Origin of the sequence: Streptomyces sp. NPDC001027 (assembly GCF_040299045.1) — a bacterium.
Classification (GTDB): Bacteria; Actinomycetota; Actinomycetes; order Streptomycetales; family Streptomycetaceae; genus Streptomyces.
The window spans coordinates 125,257-147,312 of the sequence record NZ_JBEPBI010000002.1; the positions used below are offsets into that span (position 1 = coordinate 125,257).

Genomic DNA, 22,056 nt, shown 5'->3' on the forward strand with positions numbered 1-22,056 from the left:
ACGGAACAAAGGAGCAACCGTGAAGAATGCCGGTCAGTTGTCTCGACGTCAGCTCCTCGCGGCCGCAGGCCTCGTCGGCCTCGCTTCTCTCACCGGCTGCGGGAGCGGCGACGAAGGTGAGGACGGCAAGGACCTGTCCAAGAAACAGAACGGAGCGATGAAGGAGTATCGCGTCGGCGAGCAGTTCAAGGCGTCGAAACCGCTGTCCTTCTCTCTTCTGCACAACAACAACCCCGTCTATCCGATGAAGGACGGCTGGCTGTTCTGGAACGAACTGACCAGGCGCACCGGTGTCACCCTGAAGCCGATCGCCGTTCCGTTGAGCGACTACGAGAAGAAACGCAGTGTCCTCATCGGCGCGGGGGACGCACCGTTCCTGATTCCCAAGACGTACCACCCGTCGGAGGTCGCCTTCGTCTCGTCGGGCGCGATTCTCCCGGTCAGCGAGTACACGCATCTCATGCCCAACTTCCGCGACAAGGTCAGAAAATGGAAGCTGGAGCCGGAACTCGACTCCATCCGGCAGTCCGACGGGAAGTACTACCTCCTGCCGGGCCTGCACGAAAAGGTCAAGTCCGGTTACTCGTTGTCGCTGCGCACCGACGTCCTGGACAAGCTCGGACTGAGCCTGCCCACCACCTGGGACGAGGTGTATGACGTCCTCAAGGCGATCAGGGCCGAGTATCCAGACCGGTACCCCTTCTCCGACCGCTGGAGCACCAACACCCCGTTTCCCGCAGCGGCGCTGTGCAGCTACCTCGGCCAGTCCTTCGGTGTGCGGGCCGGCTGGACCTACGACAACATCAGCTTCGACGGCAAGAGGGACGCATTCGTCTTCACCGGCGCGACGGACGGCTACCGTCAGATGGTCGAGTACCTGAGGAAACTCGTCGCCGAGAATCTGATGGACCCGGAGAGCTTCACCCAGACAGACGACGACGCGTTGCAGAAACTCCTCGCCCAGAAGTCCTTCGCGATCAGTGCCAACCCGCAGGAGCTGGTCCAGAGCTACCGCTACAACCTGGAAAAACAGGTCAAGGGAGCGAAGATCGAGATGATCCCGGTTCCGCTCGGCCCGGCCGGACCCGTGCTGCTGGGCGGCGCCCGGCTGGAAAACGGTCTCATGATCTCCACCAAGGCCCTCAAGAGCGACACCTTCGTCGCGATGATGCAGTTCGTCGACTGGCTGTGGTACTCGGACGAGGGGCAGCGGTTCGCCAAGTGGGGTGTGCAGGACACCACTTACACCCTGGACGGCGGGCGGTACCGGCCCGGGCCCGGGATCAGCCTCATGGGCTCGGACCCGAACGCCCCGAAGGACCTGCAGAAGGACTACGGATTCTTCAACGGCGTGTTCACCTACGGCGGCAGCTGGGCGCTCGTCTCGTCCTCCTTCAGCCCGGACGAGAGGAAGTTCCAGGACGCGATGTCGCAGCGCGAGCAACTGCCCGTCGGGCCGGCTCACCCACTGCAGTCCGTGGAGCAGGAGCAGGCCTCCCTCTGGGACACGCCGCTGAGGGACCACGTCACCCAGAACACCCTCAAGTTCGCCCTCGGCAAGCGTCCGCTGTCCGAATGGGACGACTACGTGAGCGAGCTCAAGGGCAAGAACATGGACCGCCTCGTCGGCCTCCACAACAAGGCGCGCGAGCGGTTCGCGAAGGAGAAGGCGTGATCCGGGTACCTGAGGAGCTCGTGGGCCGGCACACCGATGCCTGGCGTCACTGTGTCGGCACCGGCCGCATCGAACTCGCCCTGCGCCGCGACTACCAGGACTCCCTCGCCCTGATACAGCGTGACATCGGTTTCCGATACATCCGAGGCCACGGCCTGCTCAGCGACGGCATGGGCGTGCACCGGCCGTACGACCACGAGGGCGCACGCCGCGTGCATCATGCCTTCACCTACGTCGACCAGGTCGTCGACGCCTATCTCGAGGCGGGTCTGCGTCCTTTCGTCGAACTCGGTTTCATGCCGTACGACCTCGCCTCGGGTTCGCAGACGGTCTTCTGGTGGCGCGGCAACGTCACCCCGCCGCGCTCGTACCGCGAGTGGGCGCACCTGGTGCGGGCGGTCGTCGTCCATCTCGTGGATCGCTACGGCATCGAGGAGGTCCGCACCTGGCCGATCGAGGTGTGGAACGAGCCCAACCTGCCCGACTTCTGGCAGGACGCGGACGAAAAGGCATACCACCGGCTCTACGAGGTGACCGCGCACACCGTGAAGGACGTGGACGCCGGCCTCCAGGTCGGCGGTCCGGCGATCTCCCCGGGCGCCGACGACTGGCTGGAACGGTTTGCGGACTTCGTGGAACAACGCGAAGCCCCCGTCGACTTCGTCTCCAAGCACGCCTACACCTCCGGGCCCTCCCAGCACGTCCCGTTCGGCGTTCACCAGACGCTGGGTCCGGCGTCCGACCTGCTCGACCAGTTCGCCACACCGCGTAGACGCCTCGCAGGCACCCGGCTGGCCGACCTGCCGGTGCACATCACCGAGTTCAACTCCTCCTACCGCCCCGACAACCTGATCCACGACACCGCCTTTCACGCCGCCTACCTGGCCCCGGTCCTCGCGCACGGCGGCGACCTCGCGGACTCCTTCTCGTACTGGACGTTCAGCGACATGTTCGAGGAGACCGGCGTCCCCACCGGCCTGTTCCACGGCGGCTTCGGGCTGCTCACCCACCGGCAGGTCAGGAAGCCCACGTACCACCTGTACGCGTTCATGGCCCGGACGGGCCCCGAACTGCTCGCCCGCGGCGACGACCACCTGATCACCCGGCACCCCGACGGCAGGGTCATGGTCCTGGCCTGGGCGCCCGTCGACCCCACCGGCGAGACCGCGGGCCCCGACCGCCACGAGCTGCGTCTGTCCCTCCCCGTCACGGCCCGAAATTCCTCCGGGGCTCCAGGGATCGTCGGGGCTGGTGGCGCCGATGGCACCGGTGGAGCCGGCACGGCCCGCCAAGACCGGGAAACCCGAAGGAACGGCGTGCGAAGGGTCCTCGACGGTGACCGGGACCCTACGGCCGGAAACGCTCAGGAAGTCTTCGTCCGCCGTTCCAGCGTCGACGAAGAACACGGAAACGCTTACACAACCTGGCGGCACATGGGCAGCCCGCGCTCACCGAAGCCCGCACAGCTGGACATCCTGCACCAGGCGTCCGAACCGGGCCGCAGCCACCGCAGGCTGCCCGTGCGTCAGGGCAGGGCAGAGCTGAGCCTCGTCCTGGCCCGCCACGAGATCACCCTCGTCGAACTCACGCCCGTCGTCGACGAGACGCCGCCCTGGTGGGACGAACGCCGCCTCCTCGGCCAGGCGGCCCCATGAGCCCCACAAGCCCCACGATCCCCACGAGCGCCAGCGGCACGGTGAGCGCCGCAGGCTTCGGCGCCGGTCCTCTCTCCCGAGCCGCCGCCCTGCTGCACACCCTCCTCGTCGTCGAGGCCCTGTTCCTCGCGGCGGCCGCCCCGGGGTTCGCCGGCTTGCTGCTCCTGGGCCCCGACCCGGCCAACCTGCCGCTGGCCGCGGTCTGCCTGCTGCCCCTCGGCCCGGCCGGCTCCGCGGCGCTCTACGCCCTGCACCACCGCAGCAGCGACCTCACCGACCTCCACCCGGCCCGCGCCTACCTGCGAGGGTGGCGTCTCAACGCGCTGCCGGCGCTGCGGATCGAGGCGCCCCTGCTGGCCTGGCTGACGGTGATCGTCTTCACGCTCACGCATTTCACCGCCACCGGACTGCCCGACTGGTGGGCGGTACTGCTCGGGGCCGTCGGCGTGGCATCGCTCCTGTGGGGGGCCCACGCTCTCGTCCTCACCTCGTTGTTCACGTTCCGCACCCGCGACACCGCCCGCCTCGCCGCGTACTTCCTGCTCCGCCGGGGGAGCGCCACCGCGGCCGCGGCCTCCCTGCTCGTCCTGACGGGCGGCCTGACCGCGCTGTTCACGGAGGCCCTCCCCGCCCTGCTGGCCGCCCCGCTGCTGCTCTCACTGCTGCGCTCCAGCCGCCCGGTGATCGTCGAGACCCAGGAGGACTTCACCGCATGACCGCACCCCGCACCGGAGACGACGGCCGACTCCCGCACACCGGCAGGATCCCGTACGGCGGTGACTACAACCCCGAGCAGTGGCCCGAGGAGGTCCACGACGAGGACCATCGCCTCTTCACGCTGGCCGGCGTCGACACCCTCACCGTCGGGGTCTTCAGCTGGTCACTGACCCAAACAGCCGAAACCGATTACGACTTCACGATCTTGGACCGGGTCCTCGACCGCGTCGCCGCCGAGGGCCGCCAGGTCTGCCTGGCCACCGGGACGGCCGCGATCCCGCCCTGGCTCGCGAAGAAGTATCCGGAGGTCAACCGCACCGACTTCGAAGGCCGCCGGCGCCGCTACGGCCAGCGGCACAACTTCTGCCCCAGCTCGGCCGCGTACCGGAGGCTGTCCACGGCCCTGGCCGGCCGCCTCGCCGAACGGTACGCCGCACACCCGGCCCTGCTCGCCTGGCACATCAACAACGAGTACGGCGGCGCTTGTTACTGCGAGCGCTGCGCCGACGCGTTCCGGGTCTGGCTGCGCGCCCGGCACGGCACACTGGACGCCCTCAACGACGCCTGGTGGACCGCGTTCTGGTCCCACCGCTTCACCGACTGGGACGAGATCGAGCCCCCCAGCACACTCACCGAGCACTGGCGCGGCCCCGACCACACGGCCTTCCAGGGCATCACCCTCGACTACCGGCGCTTCATGACCGACGCCCTGCTCGGCTGCTTCACCGCGGAGAAGGAGGCCATCCGCGCCCACGACCCGGACACACCGGTCACCACCAACCTCATGGGCGCCTACCAGCCCCTCGACTACCACCGCTGGGCGCCCCACCTGGACTTCGCCTCCTGGGACAACTACCCGCCCCTGGACGCCCCGCCCACCCGTCCCGCACTGGGCCACGACCTGATGCGCGGTCTCAAGGGCGGCGCGCCCTTCTGGCTGATGGAACAGACCCCGTCGACCACGGCCTGCCGCGACGTCAACCCCCTGCGCCGCCCCGGCGAACTCCGCCTCGCCACCTGGCAGGCCATCGCCCACGGCGCGGACGCCGCCCTCTATTTCCAGATGCGCGCCGCACGCGGAGCGTGCGAGAAGTACCACGGCGCGGTCATCGGCCACGCCGGCCGCGACGACACCCGGGTCTTCCGCGAGGTGGCCTCACTCGGCGAGGAGCTGCGCGCACTGGGCCCCGTCACGCTCGGCGGCCGCACCCCCGCCCGCACCGCCCTGCTGTTCGACTGGGCCAGCTGGTGGGCCCTGGAGATGTCCGACGGACCCTCCCGACTCGTCCGCTACACGGACGTCGTACACGCTTACTACCGGGCGGCGCGCGAGGCCGGCGCCGACGTGGACGTCGTGGCCGTGACCGCGGACCTCACGCCGTACGACGTGGTCCTCGCCCCGGTGCTGCACCTCGTCGGGGCGGATCTCGCCCCTCGGCTCGAGGAGGTGGCCCGGCGCGGCGGAACCGTGCTCGCCACCTTCCTCACCGCCCGCTCCGACGTGCACGACCGGGCCTTCCTCACCGACGTCCCCGGCCCGCTGGCCCCGCTCCTGGGCATCTGCGTCGACGAGTGGGACGCACGGCCCGCGGACGTCGAGAACCCGGTGCGGTTCACCGGGTTCACCGCACCGGGCCGCCTGGTCTTCGAGATCGTCCGGTTGCGCGGCGCCGAGGCGGTGGCCCGCTACGAGGGCGACTTCTACGCCGGAACCCCGGCCGTGACCCGCAACGGTCACGGCGCCGGTCAGGCCTGGTACGTGGCGACGGCCCTCGACCAGCCGGGCGTCGACCATGTCGTCCGCCGTGTCCTCGCCCGCCACGATCTGATCGGCCCCCACGCGGGCCATCGCGGCGTGGAGACCGCCACCCGGGTCACCCCGGACGGCGCTCGCCTCCTCTTCCTGCTCAACCACGGCGCCGAGCATGCCCGCCTCACCGCTCACGCCGCGGCCACCGACCTCCTCACCGGCAAGAGCCACGACCGGGGCGAGACGCTGGTGCTGGACCCGCGGGGCGTGGCCGTCCTGCGGCTTCAGTAGATCGTGCGACCCCGCTCGTCGGCGACCCCGGACTTGCGCAGGAAGTAACTGTTCACCTGGTCGCGCCACTCCCGCGCGCAGCGCACCTGCTCCTCGTAGCGCTCGGCCACCCGCGCATGACGCCCCGGTTCGACCAGGTCCGCGAGGCCCGCCCACACCCGGCGGGCCTCCTCGGCCTCCTCCACGCCCTCGAAATGGGTGTCGTAGATGTGTTGCACAACCGTCTTCCCGCTTTTCAGCACATGCCCGTACGGCACATGGTGGAAGAACAGCAGCAACTCGTCCGGACAGGAGTCGGGCGACTCGTACAGCCCCGCCCACGGCTCGGCGTACTGCGCCGCGTACCCGGTGCCGGTGGCCGCGCTCCGGTCCACGCCGATCCCGTCCCGGTCCGCGAAGTGGTACGTCCCCCACGGGCTGTACTCGTAGCCGTCGACGCCGGGCCCGTAATGGTGCCCCGGCTGCACCATGAAGCCCACACCCAGCGGCGCGGTGTACTTCTCGTACGTCCGCCACGAGCCGTGCAGCACCGTACGCAGCCCGTCCGCCAGGCGTTCGGCGGCCGACGGGAAGGTCAGCGCGATCCACTCGTCCAGAATCCGGCGAGGGTCGGCGTCCGGTTGCCAGGCCAGCCGGCCGAAGGTGTAGAGGTTCGCCTGCGCCAGCGGATGCCCGGTCCAGAAACGGTCGTCCCCCACGTTGGACACAGCGACCAGGCCACCCCGAGTCAACTCGCCGACGGAACAACCGTGTTCGCCCTCGGGGCGGAACCGCAGCACCTCGCTCCACATGGGCCCGAGCCAGCACACGTGCCGCTGCTGCCCGGTGTACTCCTGCGTGGCCTGCACCTCCACGGCGACCCGGGTGCGGGGCAGCGCGCCCAACACCGGAGAGACCGGCTCGCGCACCTGGAAGTCCATCGGCCCGTGCTTCACCTGCAGCACCGCGTTGTCCGCGAACTGCCCGTCCAGCGGGGCGAAATGGTCATGGGCGGCACGCGCCCGGTCCGATGAACGGTCCCGCCAGTCCTGCCGGTGGTCGTACACGAACGCCCGCCAGTGGACGGTGCCGCCGTGCGGCGCGAGCGCGGCGGCCAGCATGTTCGCGCCGTCCGCGTGGGAGCGGCCGTAGGCGAACGGACCCGGCTGCCCCTCGGAGTCGGCCTTCACCACGAACCCGCCGAAGTCCGGGACGACGGCGTACACCCCGCGCGCCGCCTCCGCCCACCACTCGCGCACCGCCTCGTCCAGCGGATCGGCGCCGGCCTGCCCGCCTAGCAGGACCGGTGAGGCGAAGTTCACCGACAGATGAGTGCGGACGCCGTAGGGCCGCAACACGTCCGCGATGCGGGCGACTTCGCCGATACGGTCGGTGAGCAGGTGCGCCTCGGTCTCAAGGACGTTGACGTTGTTGACCGAGACGGCGTTGATCCCACAGGCGGCGAGCAGCCTGCCGTACGCCCGGACGCGTCCCGTTTCCGCACGGGCCCGCCCGTCCTGCCAGAACAACGAGCCGCCCGCGTACCCGCGCTCCACCTGGCCCATGACCGGGTGCACGGCGACGTTGTCCCAGTGGTCCAGCATCCGCAGTTCCGTCGCGGGGCGGTGCGCCTCGGGCGGGCGCTCACCCCGGAAGGCGTCCTCACCGAGCCGGACGACGTGGAACAGCCCGTACAGCAGGCCCCGTTGCCCGTACGCCGTGACCGTGGTCGTACCGCCGGCCCGCTCGTGGACGAATCCCTCCTCGCCCAGGCCGTCGAGGAGACCGGGGTGCGTACGCGCGCCGGCGCCCCCGTCGTGGACCACACGCAGCACGAGATCGTACGAGCTGTCCGGGGCGCCCTGAGCATCCCGTGCGCCCCGCATGCCGCGCACGACCGTCCCGCCGTAAAGGTCGCATCCCCGGGCCACCTCACCGTGGACCGTCTCCACCAGCGGCCCCGAGCCGTCCACCAGCGTGCGACGGGTGCCCAACGGGCGCCACACCTCCCACGGCAGCCAGGCGGGGTCGACGTCCGCCGGCTGCACGGGCAGGGTGATCGGCATATTTCCTCCGTTCTGCGCAGGCACGCCCGGGATCTGCCCCGAAACGGCTCGAACGCGTTTTCAGGGCTTCGGAATGGGCTCTAGGCGACGGCTGCTCCCGAGCCGCGGGCGGCGCCGATGAGGTCCGTCAGGCCGGCGTCGTCGTACACGGAAATGTCGACGTAAGCGCCTTCGGGAAGGTCGAAGTCCTCCACCTCGTAGTCGAGCACGGCGGAGGTCCCGGGCGGGCTGAACGTGCCCAGGGTGTGCGTGGCGCCGCCGAAGGTGTAGCTGACGCGCACGTAGTACGTGTCACCGTCGTTGGCGGTGTCGTACACCCACAGCTTCTCGTCGTTCGGGTGGAACTCCACCTTGCCGACGAACGCTCCGGCGTCGGTCAGCTCCATCTTGACCGCGTAACCGCCCGCGTCGTTCGCGAAGTACGTGTCGTCGAACGGGTCCGTGAGGTTGCCGCCGCTGCAGGGGCAGGCGTCGGTGTCGTAGTAGTACGCGCGGAACGTCGGGTTCGGGCTGTAGGCCTGCGCCGGAGCCGCTGTCGCGAACAGGGCCCCCGCCCCCAGCACCGCGCCCGCCGCCAGTCCCGCGCACCGCTTGACGAAATCCATCGTCTTGCCCCTCCTCGAGGGACCGCCCTCCGCCCGGGGACGGCCCGTCCACCGTGAGGCACGGGTGCCGCGCGGCGCGGTGTGCGATCGCTGTCCGTCACCACATCATGACAGCAACTCCACCTCGGACAGGCGCACTTGACTCACTGCGCCGCCCCTTCTACTCGTGTCCCGCCCGCCGCCTGCGTCGTCCAAGACCAGCCGGTAGGACGTGTACGTCCCGGGGCGGGCGACGGTGAACGCGCGGGTCTGGCGGTCCCAGCGGAAGGATTCCCCCGACCGTCGGTCCAGATCGGTCCAGGTCACCGCGTCATCGGAGCCCTGAAGGGTCCAGCTTCGGGGAGCCCGGGCGTGGTCGGCGGAGGTCAGCGTGTACTGCACCGCCCTGGCGCCGGAGGGGACCGGCAGCGCGAGCGCGCCCGTGACCGACTCCTGCGTCGCCGAGGTGTCGTCGAACAGCGCGCCGTCGCCCTTCAGCACATCCGTCCGCGGGCCCGGCGTGCTGTCGTCGCGGGTGATCGAGACGGGACCCGCGTTGTCGCCCGATCCCCACGCCGAGGGCCGCGGCCCCATCGCGAAGTCCAGCACCCCGCCCTCGGCGAGCAGCGCGTGGGGGAGCGACGTCGACGCCCAGGGGCGTCCGTCGACCTTCAGGCCCTGAACGTAGACGTTTCTCGCGCTGTTACCGGGCGCTCTGACCACCAGGTCCCGGCCGTTCTCCAGGTGCACGGTCGCCTTCGTGAACAGAGGGGAGCCGACGGCGTACTCGCCGCTGCCCATCACCAGCGGATAGAAGCCGAGCGCGGAGAACAGGTACCAGGCCGACTGCTCGCCGTTGTCCTCGTCGCCGTGGTAGCCCTGCCCGATCGAGCTGCCGGTGTAGAGCCGCGCGAGCACCTCGCGGGCCTTCGCCTGGGTCTTCCAGGGCTGCCCGGCTGCGTCGTACATGTAGATCGCGTGATGGGCGACCTGGTTGGAGTGCCCGTACATGCCCATCCGCACGTCCCGCGCCTCCGTCATCTCGTGGATGACTCCGCCGTACGATCCCGCAAACTCGGGGGAAGCGGTTTCCGGGGTGGCGAAGTAGGCGTCGAGCTTCTTCGCCAGACCGCCGCGGCCGCCGTAGAGGTTCGCCAGGCCCCGGCTGTCCTGCGGGGCGGTGAAGGCGTAGCCCCAGCCGTTGGTCTCGGTGTAGTCGTAGCCCCAGATCCGCGGGTCGTAGCTCCCCGACGCCACCCGCCAGGCGCCCTTGTCGTCCTTGCCCTGGAAGAAGCCGACCTTCGGGTCGAAGAGACGGACATAACCCAGCGCGCGGTTGAGGAAGTACTCGGCCTCCTCCCGGTAGCGGCGCTCTCCGGTCCGCCGGTACAGGGCCCGGGCCATGCGGGCGATGCCGTAGTCGTTGAGGCAGCCCTCGAGCGTCCAGGACAGGCCCTCGTGAGTGGCCGTGCTCGTGTACCCGAGGAAGGGGGAGGTCGCCATGCCCTTGCGGCCCACCCCGGAGGACGGCGGCACGACTGTCGCGTTCTTGACGGCCGCCTCGTACGCGGCCTTCGCGTCGAATCCGACGCCCTTGACGAACGCGTCCGCGAAGGCCACGTCCGACGAGGTGCCGGTCATCAGGTCGGCGTACCCGGGAGAGGACCAGCGGGAGGTCCAGCCGCCGTCCTTGTACTGCTGCACGAAGCCGTCGGCCAGCACGCCCGCCTGGGTGGGGGTGAGGAGCGCGTAGGCGGGCCAGCTGGTCCGGTAGGTGTCCCAGAAGCCGTTGTTGACGTACACCTTGCCGTCCACGATCTTGGCGCCGGTGTGGGTCGGGGTGTCGGGTCCCGGCATCGGAGAGAACGGGGAGGCGTACCTGTACGCCGAGCCGACCCTCTCGAAACCGGAGTTGGGGTACAGGTACAGCCGGTAGAGGTTGGAGTAGAGCGTGGTCAGCTGGTCCTGACTCGCGCCCTCCACCTCGACCGTGCCGAGCAGCCTGTCCCACTGCTGTCGGGCGCGCGCTTTCACCGTCTCGAAAGCGGTGTCCTCCGGGATTTCCCGGCGCAGGTTGTCACGGGCCTGGTCGATGCTGATCAGGGAGGTCGCCAGCCGCAGGGTGACGGTGAGGTCGGCGCCCGCGTCGAAACGCAGGTAACCCTTTACTCCGCTGGACGCCGCCTTCGTCACGGGCGCGTCGAACACGCCGTACACGAAGAGCCGGGTCGCGCCGACCGACAGTCCCGACCTGACGTCGGACCAGCCGGTCACGACACCGGCTTCTGCGTCGACGGCCAGACCCGCCTGGTCGGTCACGTTGTCGACGACGACGCTCGCGTCCGATCCGGGATAGGTGAACCGCAGCATGGCCGCATGGTCGGTGGGGGCCATCTCGGCCGTGAGACCGTTTCGGAAACGCACTCCGTAGAAGTACGGGCGGGCCGTCTCGTCGGAGTGGCGGAATGCCAGGGCGCGAGCGGTGCGGCCGGTGTCGGGGACCCCGGCCGCGGCGGACGGCATCACCTGGAACGTCTGACGGTCGCCCATCCACGGACTCGGCTCGTGGCTCGCGCTGAACGCCTGGATCGTCGGCAGGTTGTCCGCGTTGTTGCCCCGTGCGTAGTCGTACAGCCAGCCCAGCGAGGACGCGTTCGTCACGGGCGTCCAGAAGTTGAAGCCATGGGGGACGGCCGTTGCGGGAAACGTGTTTCCGCGCGAGAAGCCGCTGCTGGAGTTCGTGCCGCGAGTGGTCACTGCGTAGTCCGAAAGGTGAGCTTTCCTTGTTTCCGGCGCGACGGTGCGCAGCGCGATGTCGTCCACCCAGCCCCGGAACCGCGCCGGTCCGCCCGCGGAGTCGTAGGCGACGAGGATCCGGTCGACCGTCCTGCCCGCCGCCACCGCCCCGATCCCGGACATCACGTCGTTCCACTGGTTGACGTACAGGACCTTCGCCGCGCCCTGGCCTTGAGGCGACAGCGGGAACCCGTGCTGATCGCTCGCCCCGAGGTCGCTCAGATACGTTCCGTCGGTGAAGGCCAGGTCCACGGAGACGTTCGTGGCGGCGTAGTCGAGGTCACCGTCCGCCATGGACGGGAAGATTCGGTACGAGAGCCGGGTGCGCGCGCTGACCCGCACGTTCACGTCGAAGATCTTGTTGTACGAGTAGGCTCGCCCCGACGCGGTGTGCCGGCCCGCGTAGCGCAGTGCCTGCCGCCCGGTGAATCCGGCGCCGGCCTTCGCCGTCGGTGAGCCGCCGGGACCGCGGTCGACGACCGTGAGCATGTCCGGCGGCACGGGCCCGTCACCGCCGCCCGTGCCGAACCGGACGTCGGCGAGTTGCAGGATCGCCGCGCCGTGGTTCCCGGTGACGTCCAGCCGGAAATGCCGGTACGCGGCTGGGGCGGTCAGAGCGAACCTGCGGGTCTGCAACCGTTGTGAGAACGCTTCCCCGGTGCGGGTGTCGAGGGCCGTCCAGTCGGCGCCGTCCACGGAGCCGGAGAGGGTCCAGTCGGCGGGGTCGCGTTCGGCTGCGTCGTTCGCCGAGGTGAGGGCGTAGGCGCTGACGGACGCGGGTTCGACGAGGTCGAACTCGACCCATCCGGTGGCGGCGAAGGCCAGCCACTTGGTGCTCGCCTCGCCGTCGAGGAGGTTCTCCTTCACTTCGCCGCCGGCGGTGTTCTCGGCGCTCGCCCGGACGTCCGTCACCCGGTCGGTCACGTCGCCGGGGAGCCCGCCAGCGTATCCGCCGTCCACCCCGGAGGCGTGGCGGCCGCCGCCCGGCGTGCTGTCGACGGTGCTCCGCCAGTCGGGGGCGGGCTCCCCCGTCTCGAAGGACGAGGCGAACTCCCGGCCGGGGAGCGGGAGGGGAGGCGGCAGCGCCGTGGCCGTACCCGGTGCGCCGACCGCCATGACCACCGCGACCGTGATCACGGTCGTCCGCAACCGTCTCAACCGCTGCATGCGTGAGCACCCTCCCGCCTGCGGGCAACGCCCCGGACAACGTTGTCCTCCTGCCGCGCTGGAGTCAGTAGGGGGTCAAGTGGACGGCGATGTCAAGGGCGTTGATTGCGCCGAACGGGGTTCATATCGTGCAATTTTCCGGCAACGCGTCCATCGGCCGTTCGTATTTCCGTGAGGTCTCAACTCGGAAAAGACCCATGGCCGACCTTGCATTCGCGCTTGCCCTGTCGATGAGGAATGGACTATACCTGTCGGCACTTCACTGCCGATCCGTCGGTGCGCGGAATCCGTCGAACCTGTCGAACCTGTCGAATCCGTTGAAATCGTCGAATCCGTCGAGATCTCTTGCGCCACGCGCCGTCCGTACGAACCTGCTTGACCCGACCGCGGTGCCGGGAAGGATCCGGTTCACCGCCTGAGTCCTGGAGAAGGCGAGGACTTGAGCATGGGATCCCACTCCGAGAACCACGGCTCCGCGACCGACGGCTCCGCGACCGACGGCTCCAAGGCCGACCGCTTCGAGACCGACGCATTCAAGACAAGCGGTTACGGGAACAACGGCGCCACGGGTGTCGGTCGCCGGGAGATGTTGAGGAGATCCGCGGCGCTCGGGCTGATCTCCGTTCCCGCGATGGGTTTTCTGTCCGGCTGTGCCAGCAGCGGCAGCGGGGGCGGCGAGGACAAGGCCAAGGCGGGAAAGAAGACCGGAAAGAACCCTCTCGCGGTCAACGAGACGGCTCAGATGGAATTCGTCGTGTTCGACGGCGGTTTCGGCAAGGAGTACGCCGAGGACGCGGTGAAGATCTACGAGAAGAACCTGCCGAAGGCGAAGGTGAAGTTCTCGGCCACCCAGAAGATCCAGTCCACGCTTCAGCCGCGGTTCAACCAGGGCGCCCCGCCGGACCTGATCGACAACTCCGGCGCCGAGCAGATGGACATGGGCGTGCTGGTCGGCAAGAACCAGCTCGCCGACCTCACCCCGCTGCTGGACGCGCCGTCGTACGACGATCCGGGCAAGAAGGTGCGCGACACCCTGCGTCCGGGCATCGTCGAGATGGGTCAGTTCGACGGCGACCCGGTCTGGATCATGTACTACGCCTACACGGTCTATGGCGTCTGGTACTCGCAGAAGGCCCTGGACTCGCTCGACGCCGCGTACCCGCAGACCTGGGACGAGATGCTCGCGGTCTGCGAGAAGGCGAAGAAGAAGGGCATCGCGGGCTGGACGTATGCGGGCAAATACCCCTACTACCTCCCCTTCTCGCTGTACGCGATGATCGGCAAGGTGGGCGGTCGCGAAGTCCTCGACGCCATCGACGACCTGGAGCCCAACGCCTGGAAGCACCCTGCCGTGAAAGCCTGTTTCGACGCCTATTACGAGCTTTACCGGAAGGGTTACGTCCTCAAGGGCACCCCGGGGTTGGACCACATCCAGTCGCAGACCGCCTGGGCCAAGGGCAAGGCCCTGTTCATCCCGAACGGCTCCTGGGTGGAGAACGAGTCTGCGGACGTCATCCCCGCCGACTTCGACCTCTCGGTCTCCGCGCCCACCGGCATCGACTCCTCCGACAAGATGCCGTTCGGCGCCATCTGGGCCTCCGGGGGCGAGCCGTTCGTCGTCCCGGCGAAGGCGAGGAACGTGCCGGGCGGCATGGAGCAGTTGCGCATCATGCTCAGCGAGGGGTCCTCGAAGAATTTCACCTCCAAGGTCAAGTCGCTGACCGCCTACAACGGCGGCACCGACGGCATCACCCTCACCCCCGGTCTCAAGTCGGGCGTGGCCGCGCTCGAGAAGGCGGGCGCCAACGTGGTGAATCCACGGCTGCAGGACTGGTACGTCCAGTTGCAGAAGGAGAAGATCGGGGTGTCCGGACTCGGCGAGATGATGGCCGGCCGGCTGACTCCGGCCGAGGCGATCAAGAAAATCCAGGGATACGCCGACGCGGCGGCCAAGGACACGTCGATCAAGCACTACAAGCACCAGTGACGGCGAGAATCACATGAAACGTCCATGAAGCACCGGGGTGGCGATGCAGCACGGCAAGTACCGTTTCATCGTGGGGTTCCTGGCGGCGCCCCTCGCTCTGTACGCGCTCTTCGTGGTGTGGCCGTTCGTCCAGTCGATCTACTACTCGTTCACGGACTGGACCGGCCTGAGCCCCGAATTCAAAACGGTCGGCCTGGACAATTACCGCAGAATGCTGGACGACGACATTTTCTGGAAGTCCTTGCAGCACAGCCTGCTGTTCGCGCTCGTGGTGCCCCTGGTGACGATCGGTCTGGCGCTGTTCCTCGCCTTCATGATCAATGTCGGTGGGCGGAGAAGAAAGGGCGGCCCCGTCGTCTCCGGCGTCCGGGGCTCCTCCTTCTACAAGATCGTGTATTTCTTCCCGCAGGTGCTCTCGATCGCCATCGTCGCGCTGCTGTTCGCCTTCGCTTACAACCCGGACAGCGGCGCCGTCAACTCGTTCCTGCGGGGCATCGGACTGGACGGCGTCCAGCCTCTGTGGCTCGGCGATCCGGACCTCGCCCTGTGGTGCGTGACGGCCGTGCTCGTCTGGTCCACGGTCGGCTTCTTCGTGGTGCTGTTCTCGGCGGGCATGGCGTCCATCCCGGCGGACCTGTACGAGGCCGCCCTGCTGGACGGCGCGAACCGGGCCACGACCTTCTTCCGGATCACCCTGCCGCTGCTGTGGGACACGGTGCAGTCCGGCTGGGTCTACATGGGCATCCTCGCGCTCGGCGCCGAGTCGTTCGCGGTCGTGCAGATCATGACGACCGGACCGGGCGGACCCGACTACTCGACCACCGTCATGGTCCTGTACGCGTACCAGAAGGCGTTCCGGGACGGTCAGGCCGCCTACGCCACCACCATCGGCGTCGCCCTGCTCGTCGTGACGCTGGCCTTCGCCGCGGTCGTGATGCGGCTCGGGCGACGCGAGCGGCTGGAGTACTGACGATGAAGACGACCGAAAGCCCCGCGCCCCGGCCGGCCGAGTCCGGCTCCGGCCTCGTCGTCACCGAGGTCGACGTGCGGTCCGGGAAGCCGCCCGCCGGGAAGAAACCGCAAGGAAACGTCCTCAACGTCTTTTCTCATGGCGTTCTGGTCATCTGGGCGGTGATGGTCGTGCTGCCGTTGCTCTGGGCGGTGATGACGTCCTTCAAGGACGACAGCTCCATCTTCGGTTCGCCCTGGTCGCTGCCGGACCGGCTGCACTTCGACAACTGGTCGCGGGCCTGGACCGAGGCCGACATGGGCGACTACTTCTTCAACACCGTCCTGGTGGTGGGGGGTTCGCTCGTCGGCACGCTGGCGCTCGGCTCCATGGCCGCCTACGTGCTGGCCCGTTTCGACTTCCCCGGCAACCGGTTCATCTACTTTCTGTTCGTCGGGGGCATGAGCTTTCCGATCATGCTGGCGCTGGTGCCGCTGTTCTTCGTCGTGAACAACATGGGACTGCTGAACACCATCCACGGCCTGATCCTCGTCTACATCGCGTACTCGCTGCCGTTCACGGTCTTCTTCCTGACGGCCTTCTTTCGCACGCTGCCCTCGTCCGTCGCGGAGGCGGCCTTCGTGGACGGCGCCTCGCACAGCCGTACGTTCTTCCAGATCATGCTGCCGATGGCCAGGCCCGCCCTGATCAGCGTCGGCATCTTCAATTTTCTGGGTCAGTGGAACCAGTACATGCTGCCGACGGTCCTCAACACGGACCCCGACAAGCGCGTCCTCACCCAGGGCCTGGTGCAACTCGCCGTCAGCCAGGGTTACAAGGGTGACTGGTCGGGCCTTTTCGCGGGTCTGGTGATGGCCATGCTGCCCGTGCTGGCCGCCTACGTCGTCTTCCAGCGTCAGGTGGTGCAGGGCTTGACGGCGGGCGCGCTGAAGTAGGACCCGTCCGGAGCCGCTGGCGCACCGCCCCACCGGACGGACGACCGACGAGCCGCCCGCCCCTGAGGCTCAGCCGCCCGCAGGGCCACCCGCGGCCCGCGCCCCCGACGCCACCCGCGCCCCTCGGGCCCGGTCCGCCCGCCGAACCCTCGGGCCGGGGTCCGCCCGCCGAACTGCGCCGCACCGCACCAGCGGCGTCCGGTCGGCGACTCCGACCGGCCGCCGCACCCGGTGGCCCGCCACACGGTCGTCATGCCACCGGCCATGTCGCGGGCGCTCGCCCGGCGGCGAAGGCCCCCCGAGGCGTGCTCCGGGCGTCCGCATCCCGGCGCGCGATTCGTTGCGCGATCCGTTGCGTGAGCCGATGCGCAACCCCCTGCGCCCGCCTCCGTACCGTCCGTTACCGATCGTTTCGCCACACTCCGTGTCTCTCTGCAACCGGGCGGATACTGTTCAACCTCTTGACGGGAGGCAACGCGAACGGCTCAGCTTAGAGTTCACTAGTTGGACATAGACGGGGTCTCATCGATGCGGCCCCGCGCGCAGGAGGTCGTCGTGGAGACTCCGGGGTCGCAGTCGTCGCTGCACCGAGCCAACCTGGAGCGGGTCGTACGCGCCGTGCGTCTGGCCGGGTCCCTCACACAGGCGGAGATCGCCCGGGCCACCGGCCTGTCCGCCGCGACCGTCTCCAACATCGTGCGCGAGTTGAAGGACGGCGGCACCGTGGAGGTGACGCCCACCTCGGCCGGCGGGCGAAGGGCCCGCAGCGTCAGTCTGAGCGGCGACGCCGGGATCGTCATAGGAGTCGATTTCGGGCATACGCACCTCCGGGTGGCCGTGGGCAACCTGGCCCATCAGGTCCTCGCGGAGGAGTCCGAGCCGCTGGACGTGGACGCCTCGTCGACGCAGGGCTTCGACCGGGCGGAACAGCTGGTCAGCCGTCTGATCGAAGCCACCGGGGTGGACCGCGCGAAGATCGCGGGAGTCGGCCTGGGCGTGCCCGGGCCGATCGATCTGGAGTCCGGCACGCTCGGCTCGTCCGCCATCCTGCCCGGCTGGATCGGCACCAGGCCGGCGCAGGAGATGAGAGGCCGGCTCGGTGTGCCGGTGCACGTGGACAACGACGCCAACCTCGGGGCCCTCGGCGAGATGGTCTGGGGCAGCGGCCGGGGCGTGCGCGACCTGGCGTACATCAAGGTCGCGAGCGGTGTCGGAGCCGGCCTGGTGATCGAGGGCAAGATCTACCGCGGACCCGGCGGAACCGCAGGAGAAATCGGGCATATTACACTTGACGAGTCCGGCCCGGTCTGCCGCTGCGGAAACCGGGGCTGCCTGGAGACCTTCGCGGCCGCGCGCTATGTGCTCCCGCTCCTCCAGTCCAGCCACGGCACGGATCTGACGATGGAAGGCGTCGTGCGGCTGGCCAGGGACGGTGATCCGGGCTGTCGTCGGGTGATCGCCGACGTCGGCCGACACGTCGGCAGTGGAGTGGCCAATCTCTGCAATCTGCTGAACCCGAGCCGGGTCGTCCTGGGCGGTGATCTCGCCGAGGCGGGAGAGCTGGTGCTCGGTCCGATAAGGGAGTCCGTCGGCCGCTATGCGATCCCGAGTGCGGCGCGTCAACTCTCCGTTCTCCCAGGGGCACTTGGGGGTCGTGCGGAGGTGCTCGGAGCGCTCGCTCTCGCACTGAGCGAGATGGGCGATTCGACCCTTTTGGACGGCACCCTGACTGCAGCGACACCTGTCTTCACTTAGAGAACGCATGACGCCGTTGCCATCTCGTTAAGTATTTACTTCTTGACGCCGAACTTGCGGCCGAGTTGACTTCGAGCCACCTCGGCCGCAGCGCTGCGGCCCTGTCAGGGAGGCACACCCCAATGAACGCAACGATGCGTAGAGTCGTGATCGGCGCCACCGCCGTGTCCATGGCGCTGTCGATTGCCGCATGCGGCAAGGCGGGCGACGACAAGGACAGCGACTCCGGCAGCAGCAGCTCGGGCGACAAGTCCATCGGCCTGCTGCTTCCCGACAGCGTCACCGCGCGGTACGAGAAGTTCGACAAGCCGTACTTCGACGCCAAGGTCAAGGCGCTCTGCTCCGACTGCAAGCTCGAGTACGCCAACGCCGCGGCCGACCCGGCCAAGCAGGCGCAGCAGGTCAGCAGCATGGTGACCAAGGGCGTGAAGGTCATCGTGATCTCCGCCCAGGACTCCGCCGCGATCAAGTCCTCGATCCAGTCCGCGGTCAACAAGGGCGTCAAGGTCGTCGCGTACGACCGTCTCGCCCAGGGCCCGGTCAGCGCCTACGTCTCCTTCGACAACGTCAAGGTCGGCGAGCTCCAGGGCCAGGCCCTGCTCGACGCCCTCGGCGCGAAGGCGACCCCCACCTCCAAGATCGTCATGATCAACGGTGACGACGCCGACCCGAACGCCGGCCAGTTCAAGCAGGGTGCGCACAAGATCCTCGACGGCAAGGTCGACATCGCCTACGAGCAGTCCGGCCTCTGGAAGGACACCGTCGCCGCCCAGAAGATGTCCGCGGCCATCACCCAGCTGGGCGCCAAGAACATCGCGGGCGTCTACGCCGCCAACGACGGCATGGCCGGTGGCATCGCCAACACCCTCAAGGGCGCGAAGATCAGCGGCATCCCGCTGACCGGTCAGGACGCGGAGCTCGCGGGCATCCAGCGCATCGTCGCCGGCACCCAGTCCTCCACCGTCTACAAGGCCTTCAAGCCGGAGGCCGAGGCCGCCGCCCAGCTCGCGGTCGACCTGCTCAACGGCAAGGACATCAAGGGCACCGCCTCCGAGACGCTCACCAGCGGCTCCGGCGACAAGGTCCCCTCGCAGCTGCTGACCCCGGTGTCGGTCACCAAGGCCAACATCAAGGACACGGTCGTCAAGGACGGTCTCTACACCGTCGCCGACATCTGCACCCCCGAGTACGCCGCCGCCTGCAAGGCCGCCGGCCTCCAGTAGCGGCTCCCGGTCCCGAGGGCCCGCCCGGCCGCGCCGCACGCCGCGCCGCGTCCCGCAGCCGGCCCTCGGGACCGCCGACCGTCCCGCGGTCCCGTGAGACCTGTCCGACGCCTGCCCCACCTTCACACCCCGCTGCCGGGGCGGGCGTCGGACGGAACCGCTGCTCAGCGAGAGAACCGTTGCCAAGTGCAGCGGATTCACGCATGTTCATCTTGTAAACCTCGTGCGTCGACGTCGCGTCCCGCGCCGTCGTCCACATCCCTCCGCGCCTGTTCTTTGCGCGCGGCATCCCCGCCGGTCAGGCGGCGAAGGAGATGGTTCACGTGTCCGCTACGCCCGTGCTGGCGTTGCGCGGAGTCTCCAAGCGATTCGGTGCGGTGCAGGCACTCACCGACGTCGAGCTGGAGGTCCACGCCGGAGAAGTGGTCGCCCTGGTGGGCGACAACGGCGCAGGGAAGTCGACCCTGGTCAAGACGATCGCCGGTGTCCACCCCATCGATGAGGGCGTCATCGAGTGGGAGGGCCGGCCGGTCAGCATCGACAAGCCGCACGACGCCCAGGGACTCGGCGTCGCGACGGTCTACCAGGACCTCGCACTCTGCGACAACCTCGACGTCGTGGGCAACCTGTACCTCGGCCGGGAGCTGCTGCGCCGAGGCGTCATCGACGAGGTGTCGATGGAGAAGAACGCCCGCGAGCTGCTCTCCACGCTCTCCATCCGCATCCCGAGCGTCCGCATCCCGATCGCGAGCCTCTCCGGCGGTCAACGCCAGGTCGTCGCGATCGCCCGTGCGCTGATCGGCGACCCGAAGGTCGTCATCCTCGACGAGCCCACCGCGGCGCTCGGCGTCGAGCAGACGGCGCAGGTCCTCGACCTGGTCGAGCGGCTTCGCGAGCGCAACCTCGGCGTCATCCTCATCAGCCACAACATGGCCGACGTCAAGGCGGTCGCGGACACCGTCGCCGTCCTGCGTCTGGGCAAGAACAACGGCTCCTTCCCCGTGAAGGACACCAGCCACGAAGAGATCATCGCCGCGATCACCGGTGCCACGGACAACGCCGTGACCCGTCGTGCGGGGCGTCGCACCGCGGAGGCGGCCAAGTGAGCGACACGTCGAAGACCGTGAAGAGCGACTCCACAGAGTCCGGCAAGGCGGAGACGGGCGCGAAGCTCGAGAAGACCCAGGGCGTCGTCGAGGACCAGACGACCGTCGCGCCCGCCGACGACCCCACGGCCGCGCCCGTATCCGTCGTCGACCCGCGACTGCTGGTCCGCGAGGAGGGCCTCAAGGGCTACGTCACCGAGTTCAAGCGCAAGGTCAAGAGCGGAGAGCTCGGTCAGCTCCCGGTCGTCCTCGGCCTGATCGTCATCTGGACGATCTTCCAGCTGAAGAACGACCGCTTCCTCAGCGCCGACAACCTCTCCAACATCAGCTACTTCCTCTCGGCCACCGGCATGCTCGCCATCGGCCTGGTGTTCGTGCTGCTGCTCGGCGAGATCGACCTGTCGGTCGGCTCCGTCAGCGGTCTGGCGTCCGCGGTGTTCGCCGTGTTCGTCGTGGACCACAGCATGAACCCATGGCTGGCGCTCGCCCTGACCGTCATCACGGGCATCGCCATCGGCGCCCTGCACGGATGGTTCTTCGCGAAGATCGGCGTACCGGCCTTCGTGGTCACGCTGGCGGGTCTCCTCGCCTGGAACGGTCTGATGCTGTGGCTGCTGGGCTCCAACGGCACGATCAACCTGCCGTCGGACTCCGGCCCGATCCACCTGCTCGGCCAGAACTCCTTCTTCATGGACCAGGCCATCATCGGGGCCTACCTGCTGGCCGGCCTGGCCGTCGTGCTGTCGCTGGTCGGCAACTTCGGCGAGCAGCGCCGCCGCCGGGCCGCGGGCGTCCCGCACCGGGCGACCGGTGAGATCCTGCTGCGCGTGGGCGCTCTCGCCGTCGCGGCATTCGCCTCCGCCGCGGTGCTGAACAACGCCTCCGGCGTCTCTAACGCCCTGGTCATCTTCCTGGCCGCGCTGGTGGTCGTGGACTTCGTGCTGCGTCGCACCACGTACGGCCGCAAGGTGTTCGCGGTCGGCGGCGGCATCGAGGCCGCCCGCCGGGCCGGCATCAACGTGCCGATGGTCCGGATCACCGTGTTCGCCATCTCCGGCGGATTCGCGGCGGTCGGCGGCATGTTCTTCGCCGGCCAGACCGCGGGAGCGTCGCTGAGCGCCGGCGCCGGCGACACGCTGATGCTCGCCATCGCGGCGGCCGTCATCGGCGGCACCAGCCTCTTCGGCGGCCGCGGCACCGTCTGGTCCGCCCTCCTCGGCATGCTGGTCATCCAGTCGATCCGGACCGGTCTCGACCTGCTGAACATGAACACCTCGATCCAGTACATGATCACCGGTGGTGTTCTGCTCGGCGCCGTCGTCATCGACTCGGTGTCCCGCAAGAGCCAGAAGGCGGCCGGCCGAGGTTAGCCCCGCCGCACGACCCCGTACGACCCGTAC

General features: G+C 68.9%; 14 protein-coding genes. 11 read left to right on the forward strand and 3 right to left on the reverse strand.

Annotated elements, in window-relative coordinates:
* The first annotated feature begins 19 nt into the window (after positions 1-19).
* From ABT300_RS01715 to ABT300_RS01730, 4 genes are read left to right on the forward strand one after another with little or no spacing between them, the layout of a single operon-like run.
* Positions 20-1,675, forward strand: a complete 1,656-nt coding sequence (locus tag ABT300_RS01715; RefSeq protein ID WP_351670557.1) for an ABC transporter substrate-binding protein — start codon at positions 20-22, stop codon at positions 1,673-1,675.
* Positions 1,672-3,330 (forward strand): GH39 family glycosyl hydrolase, encoded by a 1,659-nt coding sequence (locus tag ABT300_RS01720; RefSeq protein WP_351670560.1) that lies wholly within the window; start codon positions 1,672-1,674, stop codon positions 3,328-3,330. Before ABT300_RS01715 ends, ABT300_RS01720 begins: the two co-directional genes overlap by 4 nt.
* Positions 3,327-4,046, forward strand: a complete 720-nt coding sequence (locus ABT300_RS01725; protein ID WP_351670564.1) for a hypothetical protein — start codon at positions 3,327-3,329, stop codon at positions 4,044-4,046. Before ABT300_RS01720 ends, ABT300_RS01725 begins: the two co-directional genes overlap by 4 nt.
* The gene (locus tag ABT300_RS01730; protein ID WP_351670567.1) at positions 4,043-6,088 is read left to right on the forward strand and encodes a beta-galactosidase; all 2,046 of its coding nucleotides are present in this window, start codon (positions 4,043-4,045) and stop codon (positions 6,086-6,088) included. The genes ABT300_RS01725 and ABT300_RS01730 overlap by 4 nt, the downstream gene beginning before the upstream one ends.
* On the opposite strand, the gene ABT300_RS01735 is transcribed toward ABT300_RS01730, so the two are convergent.
* The 3 genes from ABT300_RS01735 to ABT300_RS01745 all read right to left on the reverse strand — a co-directional run bounded on the left by ABT300_RS01735 (position 6,082) and on the right by ABT300_RS01745 (position 12,629).
* Positions 6,082-8,133 carry an alpha-glucuronidase gene (locus ABT300_RS01735; protein ID WP_351670570.1) on the reverse strand — a complete coding sequence of 684 codons (2,052 nt, stop codon included), beginning with the start codon at positions 8,131-8,133 and terminating at the stop codon, positions 6,082-6,084. The two genes, ABT300_RS01730 and ABT300_RS01735, sit on opposite strands and share 7 nt — an antisense overlap.
* An 80-nt stretch (positions 8,134-8,213) precedes the next feature.
* The gene (locus ABT300_RS01740) at positions 8,214-8,738 is read right to left on the reverse strand and encodes a hypothetical protein (RefSeq protein ID WP_351670572.1); all 525 of its coding nucleotides are present in this window, start codon (positions 8,736-8,738) and stop codon (positions 8,214-8,216) included.
* 105 nt (positions 8,739-8,843) lie between these two features.
* Positions 8,844-12,629, reverse strand: coding sequence for a GH92 family glycosyl hydrolase (locus ABT300_RS01745; protein ID WP_351670636.1), 3,786 nt, complete (start codon positions 12,627-12,629; stop codon positions 8,844-8,846).
* 637 nt (positions 12,630-13,266) lie between these two features.
* On the opposite strand from ABT300_RS01745, the gene ngcE reads away from it, so the two are divergent.
* The 7 genes from ngcE to ABT300_RS01780 all read left to right on the forward strand — a co-directional run bounded on the left by ngcE (position 13,267) and on the right by ABT300_RS01780 (position 22,026).
* Positions 13,267-14,667, forward strand: coding sequence for an N-acetylglucosamine/diacetylchitobiose ABC transporter substrate-binding protein (gene ngcE / locus ABT300_RS01750; RefSeq protein WP_351670639.1), 1,401 nt, complete (start codon positions 13,267-13,269; stop codon positions 14,665-14,667).
* Positions 14,668-14,710: 43 nt separating this feature from the next.
* Complete coding sequence (locus ABT300_RS01755) at positions 14,711-15,637, forward strand: carbohydrate ABC transporter permease (RefSeq protein ID WP_351670642.1); 927 nt, start codon at positions 14,711-14,713, stop codon at positions 15,635-15,637.
* A 2-nt stretch (positions 15,638-15,639) separates the two neighbouring features.
* Positions 15,640-16,572, forward strand: coding sequence for a carbohydrate ABC transporter permease (locus ABT300_RS01760; RefSeq protein ID WP_351670575.1), 933 nt, complete (start codon positions 15,640-15,642; stop codon positions 16,570-16,572).
* Between the two features lie 555 nt (positions 16,573-17,127).
* Positions 17,128-18,327: an ROK family transcriptional regulator gene (locus ABT300_RS01765; RefSeq protein ID WP_351670578.1), complete on the forward strand. Its 1,200-nt coding sequence runs from the start codon at positions 17,128-17,130 to the stop codon at positions 18,325-18,327.
* Positions 18,328-18,461: 134 nt separating this feature from the next.
* Positions 18,462-19,550 (forward strand): sugar ABC transporter substrate-binding protein, encoded by a 1,089-nt coding sequence (locus tag ABT300_RS01770; RefSeq protein ID WP_351670581.1) that lies wholly within the window; start codon positions 18,462-18,464, stop codon positions 19,548-19,550.
* A gap of 314 nt (positions 19,551-19,864) precedes the next feature.
* Positions 19,865-20,656, forward strand: coding sequence for an ATP-binding cassette domain-containing protein (locus ABT300_RS01775; protein ID WP_079041026.1), 792 nt, complete (start codon positions 19,865-19,867; stop codon positions 20,654-20,656).
* A complete protein-coding gene (locus tag ABT300_RS01780; protein ID WP_351670586.1) occupies positions 20,653-22,026 on the forward strand; it encodes a sugar ABC transporter permease in 1,374 nt (457 codons plus the stop codon). The genes ABT300_RS01775 and ABT300_RS01780 overlap by 4 nt, the downstream gene beginning before the upstream one ends.
* Positions 22,027-22,056 lie beyond the last annotated feature (30 nt).